Source organism: Pseudomonas sp. W15Feb9B (assembly GCF_000828175.1).
GTDB lineage: Bacteria > Pseudomonadota > Gammaproteobacteria > Pseudomonadales > Pseudomonadaceae > Aquipseudomonas > Aquipseudomonas parakoreensis.
In genome coordinates, this window is record NZ_JTKF01000059.1 from 1 (window position 1) to 18,195 (window position 18,195).

At 60.4% G+C, this 18,195-nt stretch carries 22 protein-coding genes; 9 read left to right on the forward strand and 13 right to left on the reverse strand.

The genetic code is table 11. The features are described 5' to 3' along the window. Positions 1–181 precede the first annotated feature (181 nt). The 4 genes from infA to trxB form a co-directional block, all read right to left on the reverse strand. Positions 182–400: a translation initiation factor IF-1 gene (gene infA, locus OC71_RS24385; RefSeq protein WP_002553999.1), complete on the reverse strand. Its 219-nt coding sequence runs from the start codon at positions 398–400 to the stop codon at positions 182–184. A gap of 112 nt (positions 401–512) precedes the next feature. After that, the gene (locus OC71_RS24390; RefSeq protein ID WP_041074211.1) at positions 513–1,220 is read right to left on the reverse strand and encodes an arginyltransferase; all 708 of its coding nucleotides are present in this window, start codon (positions 1,218–1,220) and stop codon (positions 513–515) included. Positions 1,221–1,277: 57 nt separating this feature from the next. Beyond that, complete coding sequence (aat, locus tag OC71_RS24395) at positions 1,278–1,958, reverse strand: leucyl/phenylalanyl-tRNA--protein transferase (RefSeq protein WP_041074213.1); 681 nt, start codon at positions 1,956–1,958, stop codon at positions 1,278–1,280. Positions 1,959–2,020: 62 nt separating this feature from the next. Beyond that, positions 2,021–2,980: a thioredoxin-disulfide reductase gene (gene trxB, locus OC71_RS24400; protein ID WP_041074215.1), complete on the reverse strand. Its 960-nt coding sequence runs from the start codon at positions 2,978–2,980 to the stop codon at positions 2,021–2,023. A 309-nt stretch (positions 2,981–3,289) separates the two neighbouring features. Here trxB and OC71_RS24405 point away from each other — a divergent pair, with 309 nt between their 5' ends. From OC71_RS24405 to cysG, 6 genes are all read left to right on the forward strand, one after another. Next, the gene (locus tag OC71_RS24405) at positions 3,290–5,698 is read left to right on the forward strand and encodes a DNA translocase FtsK (protein WP_084234290.1); all 2,409 of its coding nucleotides are present in this window, start codon (positions 3,290–3,292) and stop codon (positions 5,696–5,698) included. 66 nt (positions 5,699–5,764) lie between these two features. Next, positions 5,765–6,385 carry an outer membrane lipoprotein chaperone LolA gene (lolA, locus tag OC71_RS24410; protein WP_041074219.1) on the forward strand — a complete coding sequence of 207 codons (621 nt, stop codon included), beginning with the start codon at positions 5,765–5,767 and terminating at the stop codon, positions 6,383–6,385. Positions 6,386–6,575: 190 nt separating this feature from the next. Then, entirely contained in the window at positions 6,576–7,898 is a 1,323-nt protein-coding gene (locus OC71_RS24415) for a replication-associated recombination protein A (RefSeq protein WP_003223849.1), read from the forward strand. Beyond that, complete coding sequence (gene crcB, locus OC71_RS24420; protein ID WP_041074221.1) at positions 7,898–8,272, forward strand: fluoride efflux transporter CrcB; 375 nt, start codon at positions 7,898–7,900, stop codon at positions 8,270–8,272. Before OC71_RS24415 ends, crcB begins: the two co-directional genes overlap by 1 nt. A gap of 15 nt (positions 8,273–8,287) precedes the next feature. Next, positions 8,288–9,568 carry a serine--tRNA ligase gene (gene serS / locus OC71_RS24425; protein ID WP_003223852.1) on the forward strand — a complete coding sequence of 427 codons (1,281 nt, stop codon included), beginning with the start codon at positions 8,288–8,290 and terminating at the stop codon, positions 9,566–9,568. Further along, positions 9,569–10,963, forward strand: coding sequence for a siroheme synthase CysG (gene cysG, locus OC71_RS24430; protein WP_041074222.1), 1,395 nt, complete (start codon positions 9,569–9,571; stop codon positions 10,961–10,963). 131 nt (positions 10,964–11,094) lie between these two features. Here the strand turns inward: cysG and OC71_RS24435 are convergent, their stop codons facing one another. The 8 genes from OC71_RS24435 to OC71_RS24470 form a co-directional block, all read right to left on the reverse strand. After that, positions 11,095–12,096: a glutathione S-transferase family protein gene (locus OC71_RS24435; RefSeq protein ID WP_041074224.1), complete on the reverse strand. Its 1,002-nt coding sequence runs from the start codon at positions 12,094–12,096 to the stop codon at positions 11,095–11,097. 91 nt (positions 12,097–12,187) lie between these two features. Beyond that, entirely contained in the window at positions 12,188–13,189 is a 1,002-nt protein-coding gene (locus OC71_RS24440) for a glycosyl transferase family protein (RefSeq protein ID WP_041074226.1), read from the reverse strand. Continuing rightward, a complete protein-coding gene (locus OC71_RS24445; RefSeq protein WP_003223861.1) occupies positions 13,186–13,521 on the reverse strand; it encodes a TusE/DsrC/DsvC family sulfur relay protein in 336 nt (111 codons plus the stop codon). The genes OC71_RS24440 and OC71_RS24445 overlap by 4 nt, the downstream gene beginning before the upstream one ends. Then, positions 13,518–13,811 carry a sulfurtransferase complex subunit TusB gene (gene tusB, locus OC71_RS24450; RefSeq protein WP_041074229.1) on the reverse strand — a complete coding sequence of 98 codons (294 nt, stop codon included), beginning with the start codon at positions 13,809–13,811 and terminating at the stop codon, positions 13,518–13,520. Before tusB ends, OC71_RS24445 begins: the two co-directional genes overlap by 4 nt. Next, positions 13,811–14,167 carry a sulfurtransferase complex subunit TusC gene (tusC, locus tag OC71_RS24455; RefSeq protein ID WP_041074231.1) on the reverse strand — a complete coding sequence of 119 codons (357 nt, stop codon included), beginning with the start codon at positions 14,165–14,167 and terminating at the stop codon, positions 13,811–13,813. Before tusC ends, tusB begins: the two co-directional genes overlap by 1 nt. Position 14,168: 1 nt before the next feature. After that, positions 14,169–14,561 (reverse strand): sulfurtransferase complex subunit TusD, encoded by a 393-nt coding sequence (tusD, locus tag OC71_RS24460; protein ID WP_041074269.1) that lies wholly within the window; start codon positions 14,559–14,561, stop codon positions 14,169–14,171. A 105-nt stretch (positions 14,562–14,666) separates the two neighbouring features. Next, positions 14,667–15,371, reverse strand: coding sequence for a YoaK family protein (locus OC71_RS24465; RefSeq protein ID WP_041074232.1), 705 nt, complete (start codon positions 15,369–15,371; stop codon positions 14,667–14,669). A 25-nt stretch (positions 15,372–15,396) separates the two neighbouring features. Then, positions 15,397–15,726, reverse strand: a complete 330-nt coding sequence (locus tag OC71_RS24470; RefSeq protein ID WP_041074234.1) for a DUF6388 family protein — start codon at positions 15,724–15,726, stop codon at positions 15,397–15,399. Between the two features lie 134 nt (positions 15,727–15,860). On the opposite strand from OC71_RS24470, the gene OC71_RS24475 reads away from it, so the two are divergent. Further along, positions 15,861–16,211 carry a hypothetical protein gene (locus OC71_RS24475; protein ID WP_041074236.1) on the forward strand — a complete coding sequence of 117 codons (351 nt, stop codon included), beginning with the start codon at positions 15,861–15,863 and terminating at the stop codon, positions 16,209–16,211. Positions 16,212–16,300: 89 nt separating this feature from the next. On the opposite strand, the gene OC71_RS24480 is transcribed toward OC71_RS24475, so the two are convergent. Next, positions 16,301–16,726, reverse strand: coding sequence for an N-acetyltransferase (locus OC71_RS24480; protein ID WP_041074238.1), 426 nt, complete (start codon positions 16,724–16,726; stop codon positions 16,301–16,303). A 147-nt stretch (positions 16,727–16,873) separates the two neighbouring features. On the opposite strand from OC71_RS24480, the gene OC71_RS24485 reads away from it, so the two are divergent. Then, a complete protein-coding gene (locus tag OC71_RS24485; RefSeq protein ID WP_041074240.1) occupies positions 16,874–17,311 on the forward strand; it encodes a hemerythrin domain-containing protein in 438 nt (145 codons plus the stop codon). A 222-nt stretch (positions 17,312–17,533) separates the two neighbouring features. Then, positions 17,534–18,169 (forward strand): lytic polysaccharide monooxygenase auxiliary activity family 9 protein, encoded by a 636-nt coding sequence (locus OC71_RS24490; RefSeq protein WP_041074242.1) that lies wholly within the window; start codon positions 17,534–17,536, stop codon positions 18,167–18,169. Positions 18,170–18,195: the final 26 nt, after the last annotated feature.

Sequence of the window (18,195 nt, forward strand, 5' to 3'; positions counted from 1 at the left end):
ATGTGGGTGAGTCATACCCAAAGCCTTTTGGGTTACCTTTTCGGCGTCTGGAAAAGGTGACTCGCTGTAAGAGCGAAACCGCCAGCGGCAGCACCCGAAGCAATGGATATACACACAAAACCAACAAATCCCAGACAAACAAAAACGCCCGGTATAAACCGGGCGTCTTGTATTGACTTGGTTAGCGAGCGCGGTAAGTAATGCGCCCTTTGCTCAAGTCATAGGGCGTCAGCTCGACGCGCACTTTGTCACCGGTAAGAATACGAATGTAGTTCTTGCGCATCTTGCCGGAGATATGCGCGGTTACGACGTGCCCATTTTCCAACTCCACACGAAACATGGTGTTGGGCAGGGTGTCGACGACAGTGCCTTCCATTTCGAAGCTGTCTTCTTTCGACATGCAGTAAAGCCCTCGGTGTCCAATGAATGGCCCGGTGCAACTGCGCCAGGCAAAAGCGGCGTGCATTGTGCCCGAAAAAGGGGGGGCAAGCCAAGGGGTTTAGGGTTCGCGATTAGTTCAGGATTACCCAGCGCTGATTGATCAGCAATTCGATGGGGCGATATTGGGTCTTGTAGTTCATCTTTTTGCAGTTCTTGATCCAGTATCCGAGATACACCGCTTCCAGCCCCAGACGCTGGCTTTCGGCGATTTGCCACAGGATCGCGAAGCGTCCCAGGCTGCGGCGCTCCTCGTCAGGTTCGTAAAAGGTATAGACCGCCGACAAGCCGTTGGGCAGCAGATCGGTCACCGCGACGGCGAGTAGCCGTCCGTCGAGACGAAATTCATAGAAGCGCGAGAAGGGCAGGTCGCGCACCAGAAAGGTCGAGAACTGGTCGCGGCTTGGCGGGTACATGTCGCCGTCGGCGTGTCGCTGTTCGATATACCGCTGGTACAGGTCGAAATATTCTTCGCTGAAATGCGGTTTCACCGGGCGCACCTGCAGATCGGCATTGCGTTTGAAAATGCGTTTCTGCTGGCGGTTGGGGTTGAACTGCGCCACCGGGATGCGTGCAGGCACGCACGCATTGCAATTCTGGCAATGGGGCCGATACAGATGGTCGCCGCTGCGGCGAAAGCCCATTTCCGACAGGTCTGCGTAGACGTGCACATCCATGGGCTGACTCGGGTCGAGAAACAGCGTCGTCGCCTGCTCCTCGGGCAGATAACTGCAGGAATGAGGCTGAGTGGCATAGAACTTCAAGCGCGCCAACTCGGTCATGATCAACCCTCGGGATAAGCTGGTGAATTAAGTGTAAGCCACGCGCGCAAAAGTCGCTCAGCAAACCCAGGTGGCGCGACTGGATTGATCCAGGTGGCGGGCCAGGTAGTTGGCGAATTCGTGGCGGGGGATCGCCCGGGCGCCGAGGCTGTGCAGATGATCGGTCGGCATCTGGCAATCAATCAGAACGAATCCCGCGTCTTTCAGATGCTGCACCAGCGTGGCAAAGCCATATTTGGAGGCGTTGTCGGCGCGGCTGAACATCGATTCACCAAAAAACAGCTGACCCATCGCCAGGCCATACAGGCCGCCGACCAGTTGGCCCTGATCCCAGACCTCGACCGAGTGGGCGAAGCCGCGGCGGTGCAGTTCGAGGTAGGCGTCCTGCATCGCTTCGGTAATCCAGGTGCCATCGGCGTAGTCCCGAGGCGCGGCGCAGGCGCGAATCACGGCCGCGAAATCCCGATCGAAGGTCACCTGGTAGCGTTGCTTGCGCAGCAGCTTGCCGAGGCTGCGCGAGACATGCAGTTCGTCGGGAAACAGAACGGTGCGCGGATCCGGCGACCACCAGAGGATTGGCTGGCCCTCGGAAAACCATGGAAAACAGCCGTGCCGGTAGGCCTGCACCAGGCGATCGGCGGACAGGTCGCCACCGGCAGCCAGCAATCCATTGGGATCGCGCATGGCCTTTTCCAGGGGCGGGAAAGTCAGGGAATTGCGTTGTAACCAAGTCAGCATGGCGTCCAGGCTTGCAGAAGGGGAGGGCGGTGCGGGCGCGAGGCCCGCGATAAAGTGTGCCGTTAAATGACAGGAATGTCGTCCAGATACTTCTCCGCGTCCAGTGCCGCCATGCAACCGGCACCGGCCGAGGTCACCGCTTGGCGGTAGACATGGTCGGCCACATCGCCAGCGGCGAAGACGCCGGGGATCTCGGTGGAGGTGGCGTCGCCGTCGCTGCCGCCCTTGACCAGCAGATAGCCGTCGCGCATTGGCAACTGGCCCTGAAACAGGTCGGTGTTGGGTTTGTGGCCGATGGCGATGAACACGCCGGCCAGGGCCAGTTCGCGGGTCTGCCCGGTGTGGCTGTCACGCAGGCGCGCGCCGGTCACACCGCAGGCATCGCCCAGCACTTCGTCCAGATTCTGGTTCCAGTGCAGGTGAACGTTGCCGTTGGCGGCTTTTTCGAACAGTTTGTCCTGGAGAATTTTCTCCGAGCGCAACTTGTCGCGGCGATGGATCAAGTGCACCTCTCTGGCAATGTTCGACAGGTACAGGGCTTCCTCGACGGCAGTGTTGCCGCCGCCCACCACGGCGACCACCTGATTGCGATAGAAAAAGCCATCGCAGGTCGCGCAGGCCGAGACGCCTTTGCCGGCGAAGGCTTCTTCCGAGGGCAGTCCCAGATACTGCGCCGAAGCGCCGGTGGCGATGATCAGGGCGTCGCAGGTATAAGTGCCGCTGTCGCCGATGAGCTCAAAAGGGCGCTGCTGCAACTTGGCAGTGTGGATGTGGTCGTAAACGATCTCGGTGGCAAAGCGTTCGGCGTGTCTCTGCATGCGCTCCATCAGTACCGGGCCGGTGAGGCCTTCGACGTCGCCGGGCCAATTGTCGACTTCGACGGTGGTGGTGAGCTGGCCACCGGCCTGCAACCCGGTAATGACCACCGGTTTGAGGTTGGCGCGGGCAGCGTATACGGCGGCGCTGTAGCCGGCAGGACCGGAGCCAAGAATGATCAGGCGTGAATGCTTCGCTGCGTTCATCAAATACACCTCATAAGCCTTTGTCACAAAAGACAATGCATGCTCAAATTGAACCGCAGGATTTGTGCGGTTGGCTATGCTCAGCTAAGGGGTTTGAAGCATGGCATCAGCCGCGCAAACCCGTACAATGCAGGGCTGTTACAGAATATTTGTAGAGCGCTGTGTTTATAGCTGTGTTTATAAAAGCTGCGGCACAGTGTTAAAAGTAGTCTCAGATGCGCCGGTTCACTTTTTTACCTGCCTGGATTGGGCAGTTTTTTATCGTCATTCAATAGATGGACGCGCCTTGGGCGCAGGAAAAGAAGCGTTTTGAAGAAATCCACCGCAGCACCAAAAACAGTCGTTCCGCTCTGGCGCCAGCAATTGCACTACCGGCTCAAGGAAGGTGCATTGATCGCCATCGGTGCCTTGTGCCTGTTCCTGATGATGGCCTTGCTGACCTACGGCAAGGACGATCCGGGCTGGAGCCACAACAGCAAGATCGACGACGTGCAGAATTTCGGCGGCCCCGCCGGTTCCTACAGCGCTGACATCCTGTTCATGGTGCTGGGTTATTTCGCGTACATTTTCCCGTTGCTGCTGGCGATCAAGGCGTATCAAATTTTCCGTCAACGCCACGAACCCTGGCAGTGGAGTGGCTGGCTGTTCTCCTGGCGCCTGATCGGTCTGGTGTTTCTGGTGCTGTCCGGCGCGGCGCTGGCGCATATCCATTTCCATGCCGCCACCGGTCTGCCGGCCGGTGCGGGCGGGGCGCTGGGCGAAAGTCTCGGTGACCTGGCGCGCAACGCCCTGAATATCCAGGGCAGTACGCTGCTGTTCATCGCGCTGTTCCTGTTCGGCTTGACGGTGTTCACCGACCTGTCGTGGTTCAAGGTGATGGACGTCACCGGCAAGATCACCCTCGACCTGTTCGAACTGTTTCAGGGCGCGATCAACCGCTGGTGGTCGGCCCGTACCGAGCGCAAGCAATTGGTCGCGCAGTTGCGTGAGGTCGATGACCGCGTCCACGACGTCGTGGCGCCGACCGTTACCGACAAGCGTGAACAGGCCAAGGTCAAGGAGCGCCTGATCGAGCGCGAGCAGGCCTTGAGCAAGCACATGTCGGACCGCGAGAAGCAGGTGCCGCCGGTCATCGCCCCGGCCCCGGTCAAAGCACCGGAGCCAAGCAAGCGCGTGCAGAAAGAGAAACAGGTGCCGTTGTTCGTCGACAGCGCCGTGGAAGGTACTTTGCCACCGATCTCGATTCTCGATCCGGCGGAAAAGAAACAACTCAATTATTCGCCGGAATCCCTGGCTGCCGTCGGCCACTTGCTGGAGATCAAGCTCAAGGAGTTCGGTGTCGAAGTCACCGTGGATTCGATCCATCCGGGCCCGGTGATTACCCGTTACGAAATCCAGCCTGCCGCTGGCGTCAAGGTCAGCCGTATCGCCAACCTGGCCAAAGACCTCGCACGTTCGCTGGCGGTGACCAGCGTGCGCGTGGTCGAGGTGATTCCGGGCAAGACCACGGTCGGTATCGAAATTCCCAACGAAGACCGGCAGATCGTGCGTTTCTCCGAAGTGCTGTCGACCCCCGAGTACGACAACTTCAAGTCGCCGGTCACCTTGGCCCTGGGCCACGACATTGGCGGCAAACCGGTCATCACCGACCTGGCGAAAATGCCGCACCTGCTGGTGGCCGGTACCACCGGTTCCGGTAAGTCGGTGGGCGTGAACGCGATGATCCTGTCGATCCTGTTCAAGTCCGGCCCGGATGACGCCAAACTGATCATGATCGACCCGAAAATGCTCGAGCTGTCGATCTACGAAGGCATTCCGCACCTGCTGTGCCCGGTAGTGACCGACATGAAGGACGCCGCCAACGCCCTGCGCTGGAGCGTTGCCGAGATGGAGCGCCGTTACAAGCTGATGGCGAAGATGGGCGTGCGAAACCTGTCCGGCTTCAATGCCAAGGTCAAGGAAGCCCAGGACGCCGGTGAGCCGCTGAGCGATCCGCTGTACAAGCGCGAAAGCATTCACGACGAAGCGCCATTGCTGCAGAAGCTGCCGACCATCGTTGTGGTGGTCGACGAATTCGCCGACATGATGATGATCGTCGGCAAGAAGGTCGAAGAACTGATCGCCCGTATCGCGCAGAAGGCACGTGCCGCCGGTATCCACTTGATCCTCGCGACCCAGCGTCCTTCTGTGGACGTGATCACCGGTCTGATCAAAGCCAACATTCCGACCCGTATGGCGTTCCAGGTGTCGAGCAAGATCGACTCGCGGACCATCATCGATCAGGGCGGCGCCGAGCAACTGCTCGGTCACGGTGACATGCTCTACATGCCGCCGGGCACCAGCCTGCCGATCCGGGTACACGGCGCGTTCGTTTCCGACGATGAAGTACACCGCGTGGTGGAAGCGTGGAAACTGCGTGGCGCACCGGAATACAACGATGACATCCTCAACGGTGTCGAAGAGGCGGGCAGCGGCTTTGAAGGCAGCAGCGGTGGTGGCGACGGTGATGATGCCGAGACCGACGCGCTGTACGACGAAGCCGTGCAGTTCGTGCTGGAAAGCCGCCGGGCGTCGATTTCTGCGGTACAGCGCAAGCTGAAGATCGGTTACAACCGCGCTGCGCGCATGATCGAAGCCATGGAAATGGCCGGGGTCGTGACCTCAATGAACACCAACGGTTCGCGTGAAGTTCTGGCCCCCGGCCCGGTTCGCGACTGATTGCCAAGCAAGAGGCGGGACAATGATGTGCCGCCGCTCTCCCAACGAGTATTCAAGAGGACTCCCATGCGTCTTATCCGCATGCTGTTGCCAGTACTGGCGCTGACCACGCTCACGGCCCACGCCGATGACAAGGACGTGGCGCGTCTGACTCAATTGCTGGAAACATCGAAAACCCTGACCGCGAACTTCTCGCAGCTGACCCTCGATGGTAGCGGCACCCAGTTGCAGGAAACTCGCGGTGATATGGTCCTGCAGCGTCCGGGCCTGTTCTACTGGCACACCGAAGCGCCAAACGAGCAGACCATGGTTTCCGACGGCAAGAAGGTCACCCTGTGGGACCCGGACCTGGAACAGGCGACCATCAAGAAGCTCGACGAGCGCCTGACCCAGACCCCGGCGCTGCTGCTCTCCGGTGACGTGTCGAAGATCAGCCAGAGCTTTGAGATCAGTGCCAAAGAGGCGGGTGGCGTGATCGACTTCACCCTCAAGCCGAAGACCAAGGACACCCTGTTCGACAGTCTGCGTCTGTCGTTCCGCAACGGCCTGGTCAATGACATGCAACTGATCGACAGCGTTGGTCAGCGCACCAACATCCTGTTCACCGGGGTCAAGGCCAACGAAGCGGTGCCGGCGTCGAAGTTCAAGTTCGACATCCCGAAGGGTGCTGACGTTATCCAGGAATAAACCCCGGACCCCGGGTCGGGTTCTTGTGGCTTGGAGCCTTTGTGGCGAGGGAGCTTGCTCCCGCTGGGGCGCGAAGCTGCCCCGCTCTTGAATCAAAAGCGGGGACTGCTACGCAGTCCAGCGGGAGCAAGCTCCCTCGCCACAGGTGTTCCAACACGCTTAAGACAATCAGAGGTTTCAACGCTACGTGATGGATCTGTTTCGCAGTGCACCGATTGCCCAGCCGCTGGCCGCGCGTTTGCGCGCGACCAATCTGGATGAGTACGTCGGTCAGGAGCACGTGCTCGCTCGCGGCAAGCCTCTGCGTGAGGCGCTGGAGCAGGGTGCCCTGCATTCGATGATCTTCTGGGGACCGCCGGGTGTGGGCAAGACCACCCTGGCGCGCTTGCTCGCGGAAGTCTCGGACGCGCATTTCGAAACGGTCTCGGCAGTGCTCGCCGGGGTCAAGGAAATCCGTCAGGCGGTGGAAATCGCCAAGCAGCAGGCCGGCCAATACGGCAAGCGCACGATTCTGTTCGTCGATGAAGTGCACCGCTTCAACAAATCGCAGCAGGATGCCTTCCTGCCCTACGTTGAAGACGGCACGCTGATTTTTATCGGCGCTACCACTGAAAACCCTTCGTTTGAATTGAACAACGCGCTGTTGTCGCGGGCTCGCGTCTATGTGCTGAAAAGCCTCGACGAGACGGCACTGCGCAAACTGGTGCACCGCGCGCTCACTGAAGAGCGTGGCCTGGGCAAGCGCAACCTGACCCTCAGCGATGAAGGCTTCCAGATGCTGTTGTCGGCGGCCGATGGCGATGGCCGGCGCCTGCTCAATCTGCTGGAGAACGCCTCGGACCTGGCCGAAGACAACAGCGAAATGGGCACCGAGCTGCTGCAAAGCCTGCTCGGCGACACCCGACGGCGCTTCGACAAGGGCGGCGAAGCGTTTTACGACCAGATTTCCGCGCTGCACAAATCGGTACGCGGTTCCAACCCTGATGGCGCGCTGTACTGGTTCGCGCGGATGATCGATGGCGGTTGCGATCCGTTGTACCTGGCGCGACGCGTGGTGCGCATGGCCAGCGAAGACATCGGTAACGCCGACCCGCGCGCTTTAAGTCTGTGCCTGGCAGCGTGGGAGGTGCAGGAGCGCCTCGGCAGTCCGGAAGGCGAACTGGCGGTGGCCCAGGCCATCACCTATCTGGCCTGTGCACCGAAAAGCAACGCGGTGTACATGGGCTTCAAGACCGCGCTGCGCGCGGCTGCCGAGTACGGTTCGCTGGAAGTGCCGCTGCACTTGCGCAATGCGCCGACCAAACTGATGAAGCAATTGGGCTATGGCGACGAATACCGCTACGCCCACGACGAACCGGACGCCTATGCTGCCGGCGAAGATTATTTCCCGGAAGAGCTCGAGCCCATTCCGTTCTATCAACCGGTGCCCCGTGGCCTGGAATTGAAGATCGGCGAGAAGCTCAACCATCTCGCGCAACTCGACCGTTTAAGCCCAAGACAGCGGAGAAAATAGTGCTTCCATTGATTGTTGCGGTCTCCGTCGGCGGAATCGCCGGCACGCTGTTGCGCTTCGCCACCGCTAATTGGGTCAACGCCAATTGGCCGCGGCACTTCTATACCGCGACGCTGGCCGTTAATATCGTGGGCTGTCTGCTGATTGGCGTGTTGTACGGCCTGTTTTTGATACGCCCGGAGGTGCCGATCGAGGTGCGTGCCGGGTTAATGGTCGGCTTCCTCGGGGGGCTGACGACTTTTTCATCCTTTTCACTGGATACGGTGCGCCTGCTGGAAAGCGGGCAAGTGCCGCTGGCCCTGGGCTATGCGGCGATCAGCGTATTCGGCGGGCTGCTCGCGACGTGGGCCGGCCTGTCCCTGACCAAACTTTGATAACGAGAAACCGACATGCTCGATTCCAAACTGTTACGTAGCAACCTTCAGGACGTAGCGGACCGCCTGGCTTCCCGTGGCTTTGCCCTGGATACCGCGCGCATCGAAGCGCTGGAAGAACAGCGCAAGACCGTCCAGACCCGCACCGAAGCACTGCAGGCTGAGCGTAACGCGCGTTCCAAATCCATCGGTCAGGCCAAGCAGCGCGGCGAAGACATCGCGCCGCTGATGGCGGACGTCGAGCGCATGGCGGGCGAGCTGAGTGCCGGTAAAGTCGAGCTGGACGCGATCCAGACCGAACTGGACTCGATCCTGCTGGGTATCCCCAACCTGCCGCACGAATCGGTACCGGTCGGTAAAGATGAAGACGACAACGTCGAAGTGCGTCGCTGGGGCACGCCGACCCAGTTCGATTTCGAGGTCAAGGACCACGTCGCGCTGGGCGAGAAGTTCGGCTGGCTGGACTTTGAAACCGCCGCCAAGCTCTCTGGCGCCCGTTTCGCCTTGCTGCGTGGCCCGATTGCTCGCCTGCATCGCGCCCTGGCACAGTTCATGATCAACCTGCACGTCAACGAGCATGGCTACGAAGAGGCCTACACGCCTTATCTGGTTCAGGCCCCGGCGCTGCAAGGCACCGGTCAACTGCCGAAGTTCGAAGAAGACCTGTTCAAGATCGCTCGCGAAGGCGAAGCCGATCTGTACCTGATCCCGACTGCTGAAGTGTCGCTGACCAACATCGTGGCCGGTGAAATCGTCGATTCGAAACTGCTGCCGATCAAGTTCGTCGCGCACACCCCGTGCTTCCGCAGCGAAGCCGGCGCATCGGGTCGTGACACTCGCGGGATGATCCGTCAGCACCAGTTCGACAAAGTCGAGATGGTCCAGATCGTCGAGCCGTCGACCTCGATGGAAGCGCTGGAAGGCCTGACCGCCAACGCCGAAAAAGTCCTGCAACTGCTGGGTCTGCCTTATCGCACCCTGGCGCTGTGCACCGGCGACATGGGCTTCAGCGCCGTGAAGACCTACGACCTGGAAGTGTGGATTCCAAGCCAGGACAAGTACCGCGAAATTTCGTCGTGCTCCAACTGCGGCGACTTCCAGGCCCGCCGTATGCAAGCGCGTTTCCGTAACCCGGAAACCGGCAAGCCTGAACTGGTACACACCCTGAACGGTTCCGGCCTGGCGGTCGGTCGTACTCTGGTTGCCGTGCTGGAAAACTACCAGCAGGCCGACGGTTCGATCCGCGTGCCGGATGTACTGAAACCGTACATGGGTGGCCTTGAGGTCATCGGCTAAATGAAATATCTGCCGCTGTTTCACAACCTGCGCGGCAGTCGTGTGTTGGTGGTCGGTGGGGGGGAAATTGCCTTGCGCAAATCCCGCCTGCTGGCCGATGCCGGTGCGCTGCTGCGGGTGGTCGCACCTGAAATCGAAGCGCAACTGCGCGAACTGGTCACTGCCAGCGGTGGTGAATGCCTGTTGCGTGGTTATGTGGAAGCGGATCTGGACGGTTGCGGGCTGATCATCGCCGCCACCGACGATGAAACGCTGAATGCGCAGGTCTCCAGCGATGCCCATCGGCGTTGCGTGCCGGTCAACGTGGTCGACGCGCCGCAGCTATGCAGCGTGATCTTCCCGGCGATCGTCGATCGCTCGCCGCTGATCATCGCGGTGTCCAGCGGCGGCGATGCGCCAGTGCTGGCGCGGCTGATTCGCGCCAAGATCGAAACCTGGATTCCTTCGACTTACGGCCAGTTGGCCGGCCTTGCCGCACGTTTTCGAAATCAGGTGAAAAACCTGTTTCCCGATGTGCAGCAGCGTCGCGGGTTCTGGGAAGACGTGTTCCAGGGCCCGATTGCCGACCGGCAACTGGCCGGGCAGGGCGCCGAGGCCGAGCGTCTGTTGCAGGCCAAGATTGATGGCGAGGCGGACATCACCACCGGTGAGGTGTATCTGGTGGGCGCCGGTCCGGGTGATCCGGATCTGCTGACCTTCCGCGCCTTGCGTTTGATGCAGCAAGCTGACGTGGTGCTGTACGACCGCTTGGTCGCGCCGGCGATTCTTGAGCTGTGCCGTCGCGATGCCGAGCGTGTCTACGTCGGCAAGCGGCGCTCCGACCATGCGGTACCGCAGGACCAGATCAACCAGCAACTGGTGGACCTGGCCAAGGCCGGTAAGCGGGTGGTGCGCTTGAAGGGCGGTGACCCGTTCATCTTCGGTCGCGGCGGTGAAGAGATCGAAGAGCTGGCGGCCCACGGGATTCCGTTCCAGGTGGTGCCGGGGATCACGGCGGCCAGCGGTTGCGCGGCGTATGCAGGGATTCCGCTGACCCACCGCGATTACGCGCAATCGGTGCGTTTCGTCACCGGTCACCTGAAGGACGGTTCCACCGATCTGCCGTGGGCCGACCTCGTCGCCCCGGCGCAGACGCTGGTGTTCTACATGGGCCTGGTGGGCTTGCCGGTGATCTGCGAGCAATTGATCAAGCACGGTCGCAGCGCGGATACCCCGGCGGCGTTGATCCAGCAGGGCACGACGGTCAATCAGCGGGTCTTTACCGGCACGCTGGCGGATCTGCCGCGTCTGGTGGCGGAGCATGAAGTGCATGCGCCGACACTGGTGATCGTCGGTGAAGTGGTGCAGCTGCGCGAGAAGCTGGCGTGGTTCGAAGGGGCTCAGGCGCAGGTCTAAAAATCGAGTGACCCCATCGCTGGCAAGCCAGCTCCCACAGGTTTTGTGTTGAAACTGCAATCTTCAGCATCACCAAAATCCCTGTGGGAGCTGGCTTGCCAGCGATGGGGCCCTCAAAAACAATAAAAATCTCAGCCCTTGCGCCAGACTCCTTTGCCAGCCAAACGCGCCCGATCATGCGCCCCGCTGAAATCCTGCGCCGGCCCCTTCGGCACAATCCCCGTCGGATTGATGGTCTTGTGGCTGCCGTAGTAGTGATTCTTGATGTGCTGAAAATCCACGGTCTCGCCAATCCCCGGCCACTGATACAGTTCACGCAGCCAGTTCGACAGGTTCGGGTAATCGGCAATCCGCCGCAGATTGCACTTGAAGTGCCCGTGATACACCGCATCGAAGCGAATCATCGTGGTGAACAGACGCACGTCGGCTTCGGTCAGGTATTCACCGGTCAGGTAACGATTGGCGCCCAGTATTCGCTCCAGATGATCCAGCTCGGCAAACACCTCGTCGAACGCCTCTTCATAAGCCTGTTGCGAGGTGGCGAAGCCGGCGCGATACACGCCGTTGTTCACCGCCGGATAAATCCGCTCGTTCAGTGCATCGATCTCGCCACGTAGCGGTGCCGGGTAGAAGTCCATTTCGTTACCGGTCAGGCCATCGAAGGCGCTGTTGAACATGCGGATGATTTCCGCCGACTCATTGCTGACAATGCGCTTGAGTTTCTTGTCCCACAGTACCGGCACCGTGACGCGCCCGGTGTAGTCCGGGGTGTCGGCGGTGTAGCGCTGGTGCATGAAAGCGAAATTATCAAGTTTGTCGCCGGTCGAGCCCAAGGCCTTGTCGAAGGTCCAGCCGTTTTCCAGCATCAGCCAGCTGACCACGGACACGTCGATCAGGCTTTCCAGACCTTTGAGCTTGCGCAGGATCAACGTGCGGTGCGCCCACGGGCAGGCGAGCGATACATAGAGGTGATAGCGCCCGGCTTCGGCGGCGAAACCGCCTTCACCGCTCGGCCCGGGCTGGCCGTCAGCGGTGACCCAGTGGCGACGTTGCGCCTGTTCGCGCTGGAACGCGCCGTCCTTGCTGCTTTCATACCACTTGTCCTGCCAGTGGCCATCGACGAGTAAACCCATGATCAAGACTCCTGAATCCAATAAGCGTTGGAGCCGAGTCTATTCCGATGAGTTCGAACAAAAAGCGCAAAGATCGGGCGTCTATGATCGGTTAAATCGATTTGTTGCGCGCGGCCCAGTATTGCTCGGCGGTTTCAAAGGCTTGCTCGCGGCTTTGACCGAGGCCACGCAGGGCCAGGGCCATGGTCGAGATCAGGGCCATTTGCGGATAGCTGTCGACCACGTCGCCACGCCATACCGCTTTGAGATGTTCAACGTCCAGCGAGGCCGGTTTGACGTGGCGCTGGCTCGACAGTTGCGGCCATTCTTCATCCCAGCTCTCGCCGCCCTTGGTGCCGTATAGATGGCTGTCGGCATCCGGGTTGATCTCGATCTCGCCGCCGTCGCCCTTGACCACGATCGCCGTGTCGCCGAGCAGACCGCTGGCCTCGCGATGCACCGCTTGATAGCCCGGATGAAAAATACTTTGCAGGCCACAACGGGCGCGCAGCGGGTTGAGAATCCGTGCCAGTGAATGGATCGGCGAGCGCAGGCCCATGGTGTTGCGCAGGTCGATCATCTTCTGCAACTGCGGCGCCCAGTCCATTAGCGGCATGAATGCCAGGCCGCCGTTGTCCAGCGCGTTGCCGACCTGCTGCCACGTGCGGCACAGCGGGATGTTCAGCTCGCCAAGCAGTTGTTCGGTGTACAGACGCCCGGCGGTATGCGCGCCGCCGCCGTGCATGAAAATCCGCACGCCGTTTTGCGCCAGGCACTTGGCCGCCAGCAGGTACCACGGCAGATGGCGTTTCTTGCCGGCATAGGTCGGCCAGTCCAGATCGACATTCAGCGTTGGCGCTGACAGGCGCTCGCGCAAGGCTTCGGTGAAACCGGCCATTTCCTCCGCGCTTTCTTCCTTGTGCCGTAGCAGCATCAGAAAGGCCCCGAGCTGGGTGTCTTCGACTTTGTCGTCGAGCACCATGCCCATGGCTTCCCGGGCTTCTTCACGGGTCAGGTCGCGTGCGCCGCGTTTGCCCTTGCCGAGGATCCGTACGAACTGCGCGAACGGGTGCTCGGCGGGCGTTTCGAGGGTCAGCGCTGGAAAGTCGGTCATAGGCAATTCGTCGGTTTGGGCAGGCCCGCCAGTTTCGCGGCGAGTTTGGCAGGGGTGCCTTTGAACAGTCGATTCAGGTGCAGGCTGTTGCCTTTGTCCGGGCCGAGTTTGAGTGCGGTGTATTTGATCAATGGACGGGTGGCCGGCGACAGCTGAAATTCCGCGTAGAAGCTGCGCAGCAGTTCGAGGACTTCCCAGTGTTCGGCAGTCAGTTCGATGTCCTCGGCAGCGGCAAGGGCGCTGGCGACGTCATGGGACCAGTCGTCGAGGTCGACCAGAAAACCGTCCTTGTCCAGTTCGATGGCGCGGGCGCCGACAGTCATCGAGTTCATAGCCAGCTGTTGACCTTGTCGTGGCGGATCGACAGTTCGACGAATGCCGGGTAATCGATGGCCTCTGCCCAGTCGGGAGCAACGATGGCGCGGGCCTGCAGGTCTTCAGCGAGGGCGAACAGCTTGACCCGGCGCTCGTTCAGCGTGGTGAATGGCGCGGTGCCGGGTTGCAGGGCATACACCGCGTCACCGGATAACAGCAGGGCGTCGGCAGCGCCGATCACGCGCAGGCAACTGTTCAGGCGCTCGTCGCCGAACGGGGAATGAGACAACACATGCAAAGTCGACATCAGAGGGTGATCACCTGGTCGTAACGGTCAATAAGGGCGCTGATTTCGCTGGCGCCGAGCGGCTGCGCTTCGTCCAGCGACAGCGTGCTCAGGCCACGGGCGCTGGCGCTGTCGGTGCAGTAGAACAGTTCTTCAACGCCGAACATCGGCAGCGCCTGCAGGTTGGCGCTCAGGTCTTTCTGTTGCAGGGCCTTGGCGTTCTGTCCGGCGGCCAATTGCAGTACGCCGTCATCGAGAAACAGCAGGCCGATCGGCAGATCGAACGCGCCGCCGGCCAGCACGATGTCCAGCGCCTCGCGGGCGCCGGGGCCGGACCATGGCGACTGGCGGCTGATGATCAACAGGGATTTGGCCATCTCACGCACCTCCGAAACAGATCAGTCGATCAGCGTCCTGCACCGCATCGTGCAACTGGCCGAGGCCGGACAACTCCCACGGCGCGCTGACCGCAACGGCATCACGCTGATAACGCCTGGCCTCTTCGTCATTCAGTACGCCACGACGCAGGGCGGCGGCGATGCATACCACGCCGTCCAGTTGTTGCTCGGTGATGAACGCACGCCACTGTTTGGGCAGGTCCAGTTCGTCCTGCGGGGTGACCACCGCGTCGGAGGCGTTGTAGACGCCGTCCTGATAGAAAAACAACCGGACAATCTCATGCCCACCAGCCAGCGCCGCCTGAGCAAACAGCAGGGCACGGCGCGAGGAGGGCGCATGGGCGGCGGAAAACAGCGCAATGGCGAACTTCATGACGGACTCGATCAGCAAAACTGCGGCCATGATAAAGCTTTATGAAGGCAGCCGCGAAACCCAAGTGAAGCGTGGTGTTTTGTGTGGGAGCCGATGTGGTTTCGATCAGCGGGGCATATAGCCCAGTTGCCAACGCCGCGGAATGCTCAGCGACAGCACACCGAGCGCCGCCGCCAGCAAGCCGCTGGCGAACAGCGCCCGAAGCCCGAAATGATGTTCCAGTACCGCGCCGAGAATTGCGCCGATGAACATCCCGCTCCACGGCACCAGTTGCACCCGCCAGCCGTTACGGCGTTCGCCGAGCATCCAGCGGCCGAGTCCACGGCCGAAGCGCGATAGCGCGCCGGTCACGTAAGTCAGACCGACCGGCAGACCATTCACTTCCTCGACCGCCGCGTTAAGCATGCCCATCGCGATGATCGCCGCCAGCAGCGCCGGCAGTTGCGTGTCATACGGCCACGCGGCCGCGAAGCACAGCAGGGTGGCGATGCACAGCAGCAAGGGCAGTGTGCGCCGACCACTGAGGCGACCGATCACGATGCCCAAGGCATTACCGATCACGAACGTGACGACGAGGATGACCAGGCGCAGCGTCAGTCCGAGGTCGCCGTCACTGATCGCCACCGCCAGCCGCGTGGTGTTGCCGCTCATAAAGGACACGAAATCGCCACTGGCCATGAAGCCGATAGCATCGGTCATGCCTGCCAGCACGGACAGACTGGCCACCAGTGCCAGACCGATACGGCCACGCCATTTCTGCCGATGCAAATGCCCGGACGTGGCGCGGTGAGTCGAAGTGGAGGGCAGCATCGGTGACGATATCCTTGAGCGGCGGTTAAGGTTCCAACCCGTACAGATCGCAGTAATCGGTCCAGCTCATGTGGGCCATTTCCGCCACTTCGCGGTGCACCTCCATGCGCTGAGCCTGGTACTCCTCGGGCGTTTGCGCCGTGAGCTGCAAGGTCAGTTCCCAAGCGAACAGGCCTTGATTCTCCGCCTCAGCCTCGAAGGCTTCGTGCAGGCGCTCCTCACGATACTGCGCCGGGGTTTCGCCCTTGGCCTGGGCCAGCAGCGGGTTGAGGTGATCGAGGGTTTCGCGCAATTCGGGGCGTGCTTCGAGAAACAGTTTCAGGGCTTGCTCATGTCGCTGGTCGGTGGGCGCCATGTGTATTCCTTGTCAGGCTGATGACCCTAGGGTGCCGGAGCGGCCGGCGTGTGTCGCGCTATAAATGCAGTAAAGCAGAACGATTTTGCCTGTTGCGATGATACAGTCCGCTTTTTTCTGAATGAGCGAATGCAATGCGAATTCTGATGGTAGCGCTGGCCGCGACCGTGCTGGCGGGCTGCGCGGGTTCGGTGATGGATGATTCTCGCACCAAAGCCCCTTACAAGGTTCTGACCTCGGACAAGCCAGAGAAAGTCGTGGCCCAGTGCGTGCAATTCGCCTGGCAGGACGAGGCGGTGTTTGGCGTGGACGCCGGCGCGTATCTGCAACCGGGCAAGAAGGGCGGCTCGACGGTGTATACCCGTTCGGCAGAGTCGTTTGTCGACGTGACCAGCGATGCGTCGGGGACGGTGCTCAATTACTACGTGCAGAAGGATGATTTTGTCGCCAAGCGGCGTTTGGCGGGGTTGGCGACCTGTCTTTGATATTGCGCTGAGCGGCTGCAGGCTTGCTCCCACTGTTTGAAATGTATTCCATTGTGGGAGCGAGCCTGCTCGCGAAGGGCTCTTGAAATTCAACCCTTCAGGCGCTTCTGGAAATAGTGCCTGCTATGCCCCGGCGGATAGTCGACGATCTCGCCAAACTGGCTGAATCCCAACTTCTTGTAAAACTCCGGCGCCTGAAAATCGAAGGTATCCAGCCAGATGCCCAGGCAGCGCTTCTCGTTGGCCAGCTCTTCGGCCATGGTCATCAGTCTCGAGCCAATACCTTGGCCGCGCCCCTGTTCCGGCACCGAAAGCAACTCGATGTACATCCACTGGAAAATCACCCGGCCATACAAGCCGCCGAGTATCGCGTCGTGTTCATCGCGCACCAGCAGGGCGAACGGTTCCGACGTGGAGCCCCCGGTCTGGGCGTCGTTGTAGGCAATCAACGGCTCGAGGATTGCCTTGCGCTGTTCTTCCGTGGGGTTCTGTGACAGCTCGATTCGCAACGTCATACGCAACTTCCTTGTGAGGTGAACGCGCAGCCTATCCTGCCCGGCAGGCGCTTTCCAAGTCCGTGCTCATCCCTTTGGAACCGCCGCTGTTGCGTCGGGGTCTAGCTTCTACAGCGTCATTTCGAACGCGGTTGATGAGGACCCCCCATGAATATTTTCGAAGCCCTTCGCGAAAGCCACGACCGTCAGCGCAATTACGCCAAAGCTCTGGTCGAAACCAGCGGCGACACCCCGGAGCGGGTCGAAGCCTACAAACAGCTCAAGGCCGAACTGCAGGCTCATGAGACCGCCGAAGAGCGCCACTTCTATATCCCGTTGATGGAGTTCGACAACGGCGTCGATCTCAGTCGTCACGCGATCTCGGAACACCATGAAATGGACGAGATGATGGAAGAACTGGATGAGACCGAGATGTCCAGCCCGGCGTGGCTGGCCACCGCTAAAAAACTTTCCGACAAGGTTCATCACCATCTCAAGGAGGAAGAGCAGAAATTCTTCCAGATGGCCGGCAAGTTGCTCGACGACAAGCAAAAGGAACAGCTCGCCGGGCAATACGAGAAGGAATATCAGGCACAGTTGGAGTGAGTGATGAATGCGGGTTTTTGCTGTGTCGGCGTGTAGGCCTTTAGCCATGCGTCAGGTGGGCGTTGTCGCAATTGGCTGTATATGCATCCAGTATTTGCGGCGTTTTCCACTAGAGATGCCGATTGCCTGCGACAAAACCGCCGATGGACAAAAAAACCACCTCCGTTAGCTTGAAGGCCTCTCCTCGGACAGGAGAGTTCTTAAATCAACGGAGTGAAAAACATGAATCAACCACAAGCTCAAACCCAACTGCGACACGGTCGCGTCACCTCTCCAGCCAGCCGCGGTGCGGTCGCCATCGAGCAAGGATTGCTCGGTGCCTGGCAGGTCAACGAAATGGAAGGCGGCAAGAACTTCCCGGCGCTGACGGCAGGACCTTTTCCTGCGCCCTATGGCAGTGACAGCGATAGCGTCACACCACCCGCCGACGGTTACATTCTCAGCGGTGGCAAGACCGATGCCCGTGACTGTGTGAACTTCACCGACGAGGAAATGAGCAAAAAGCTCAACCGTCCGTTCAACTGGCCGCTGCTCAGCGTCACCCCGGGCCAGACGCTGGAAGTTAAGTGGGAATACACCGCGCCACACACCACCCGTGGTTATCGCTGGCTGATCACCAAGGATGGCTGGGATCCGAAACAGCGGATTTCCCGTGCACAACTCGAAGCGCAGCCTTTCGCCGAAGACTTCTACACTCAGGTGCCGTATTACAGCTATCCGGGGGAATTGAAGGCCAAGGTCAATCATTCGGTGAAATTGCCGGCCAACAAAAAGGGCCGTCACGTCATCGTGTTGATGTGGATCGTCGCCAACACCGGTAACGCGTTCTATCAGGCGTTCGACGTCGACTTCAAATAACGGCGTAACGCTCAACCCACAGGTTC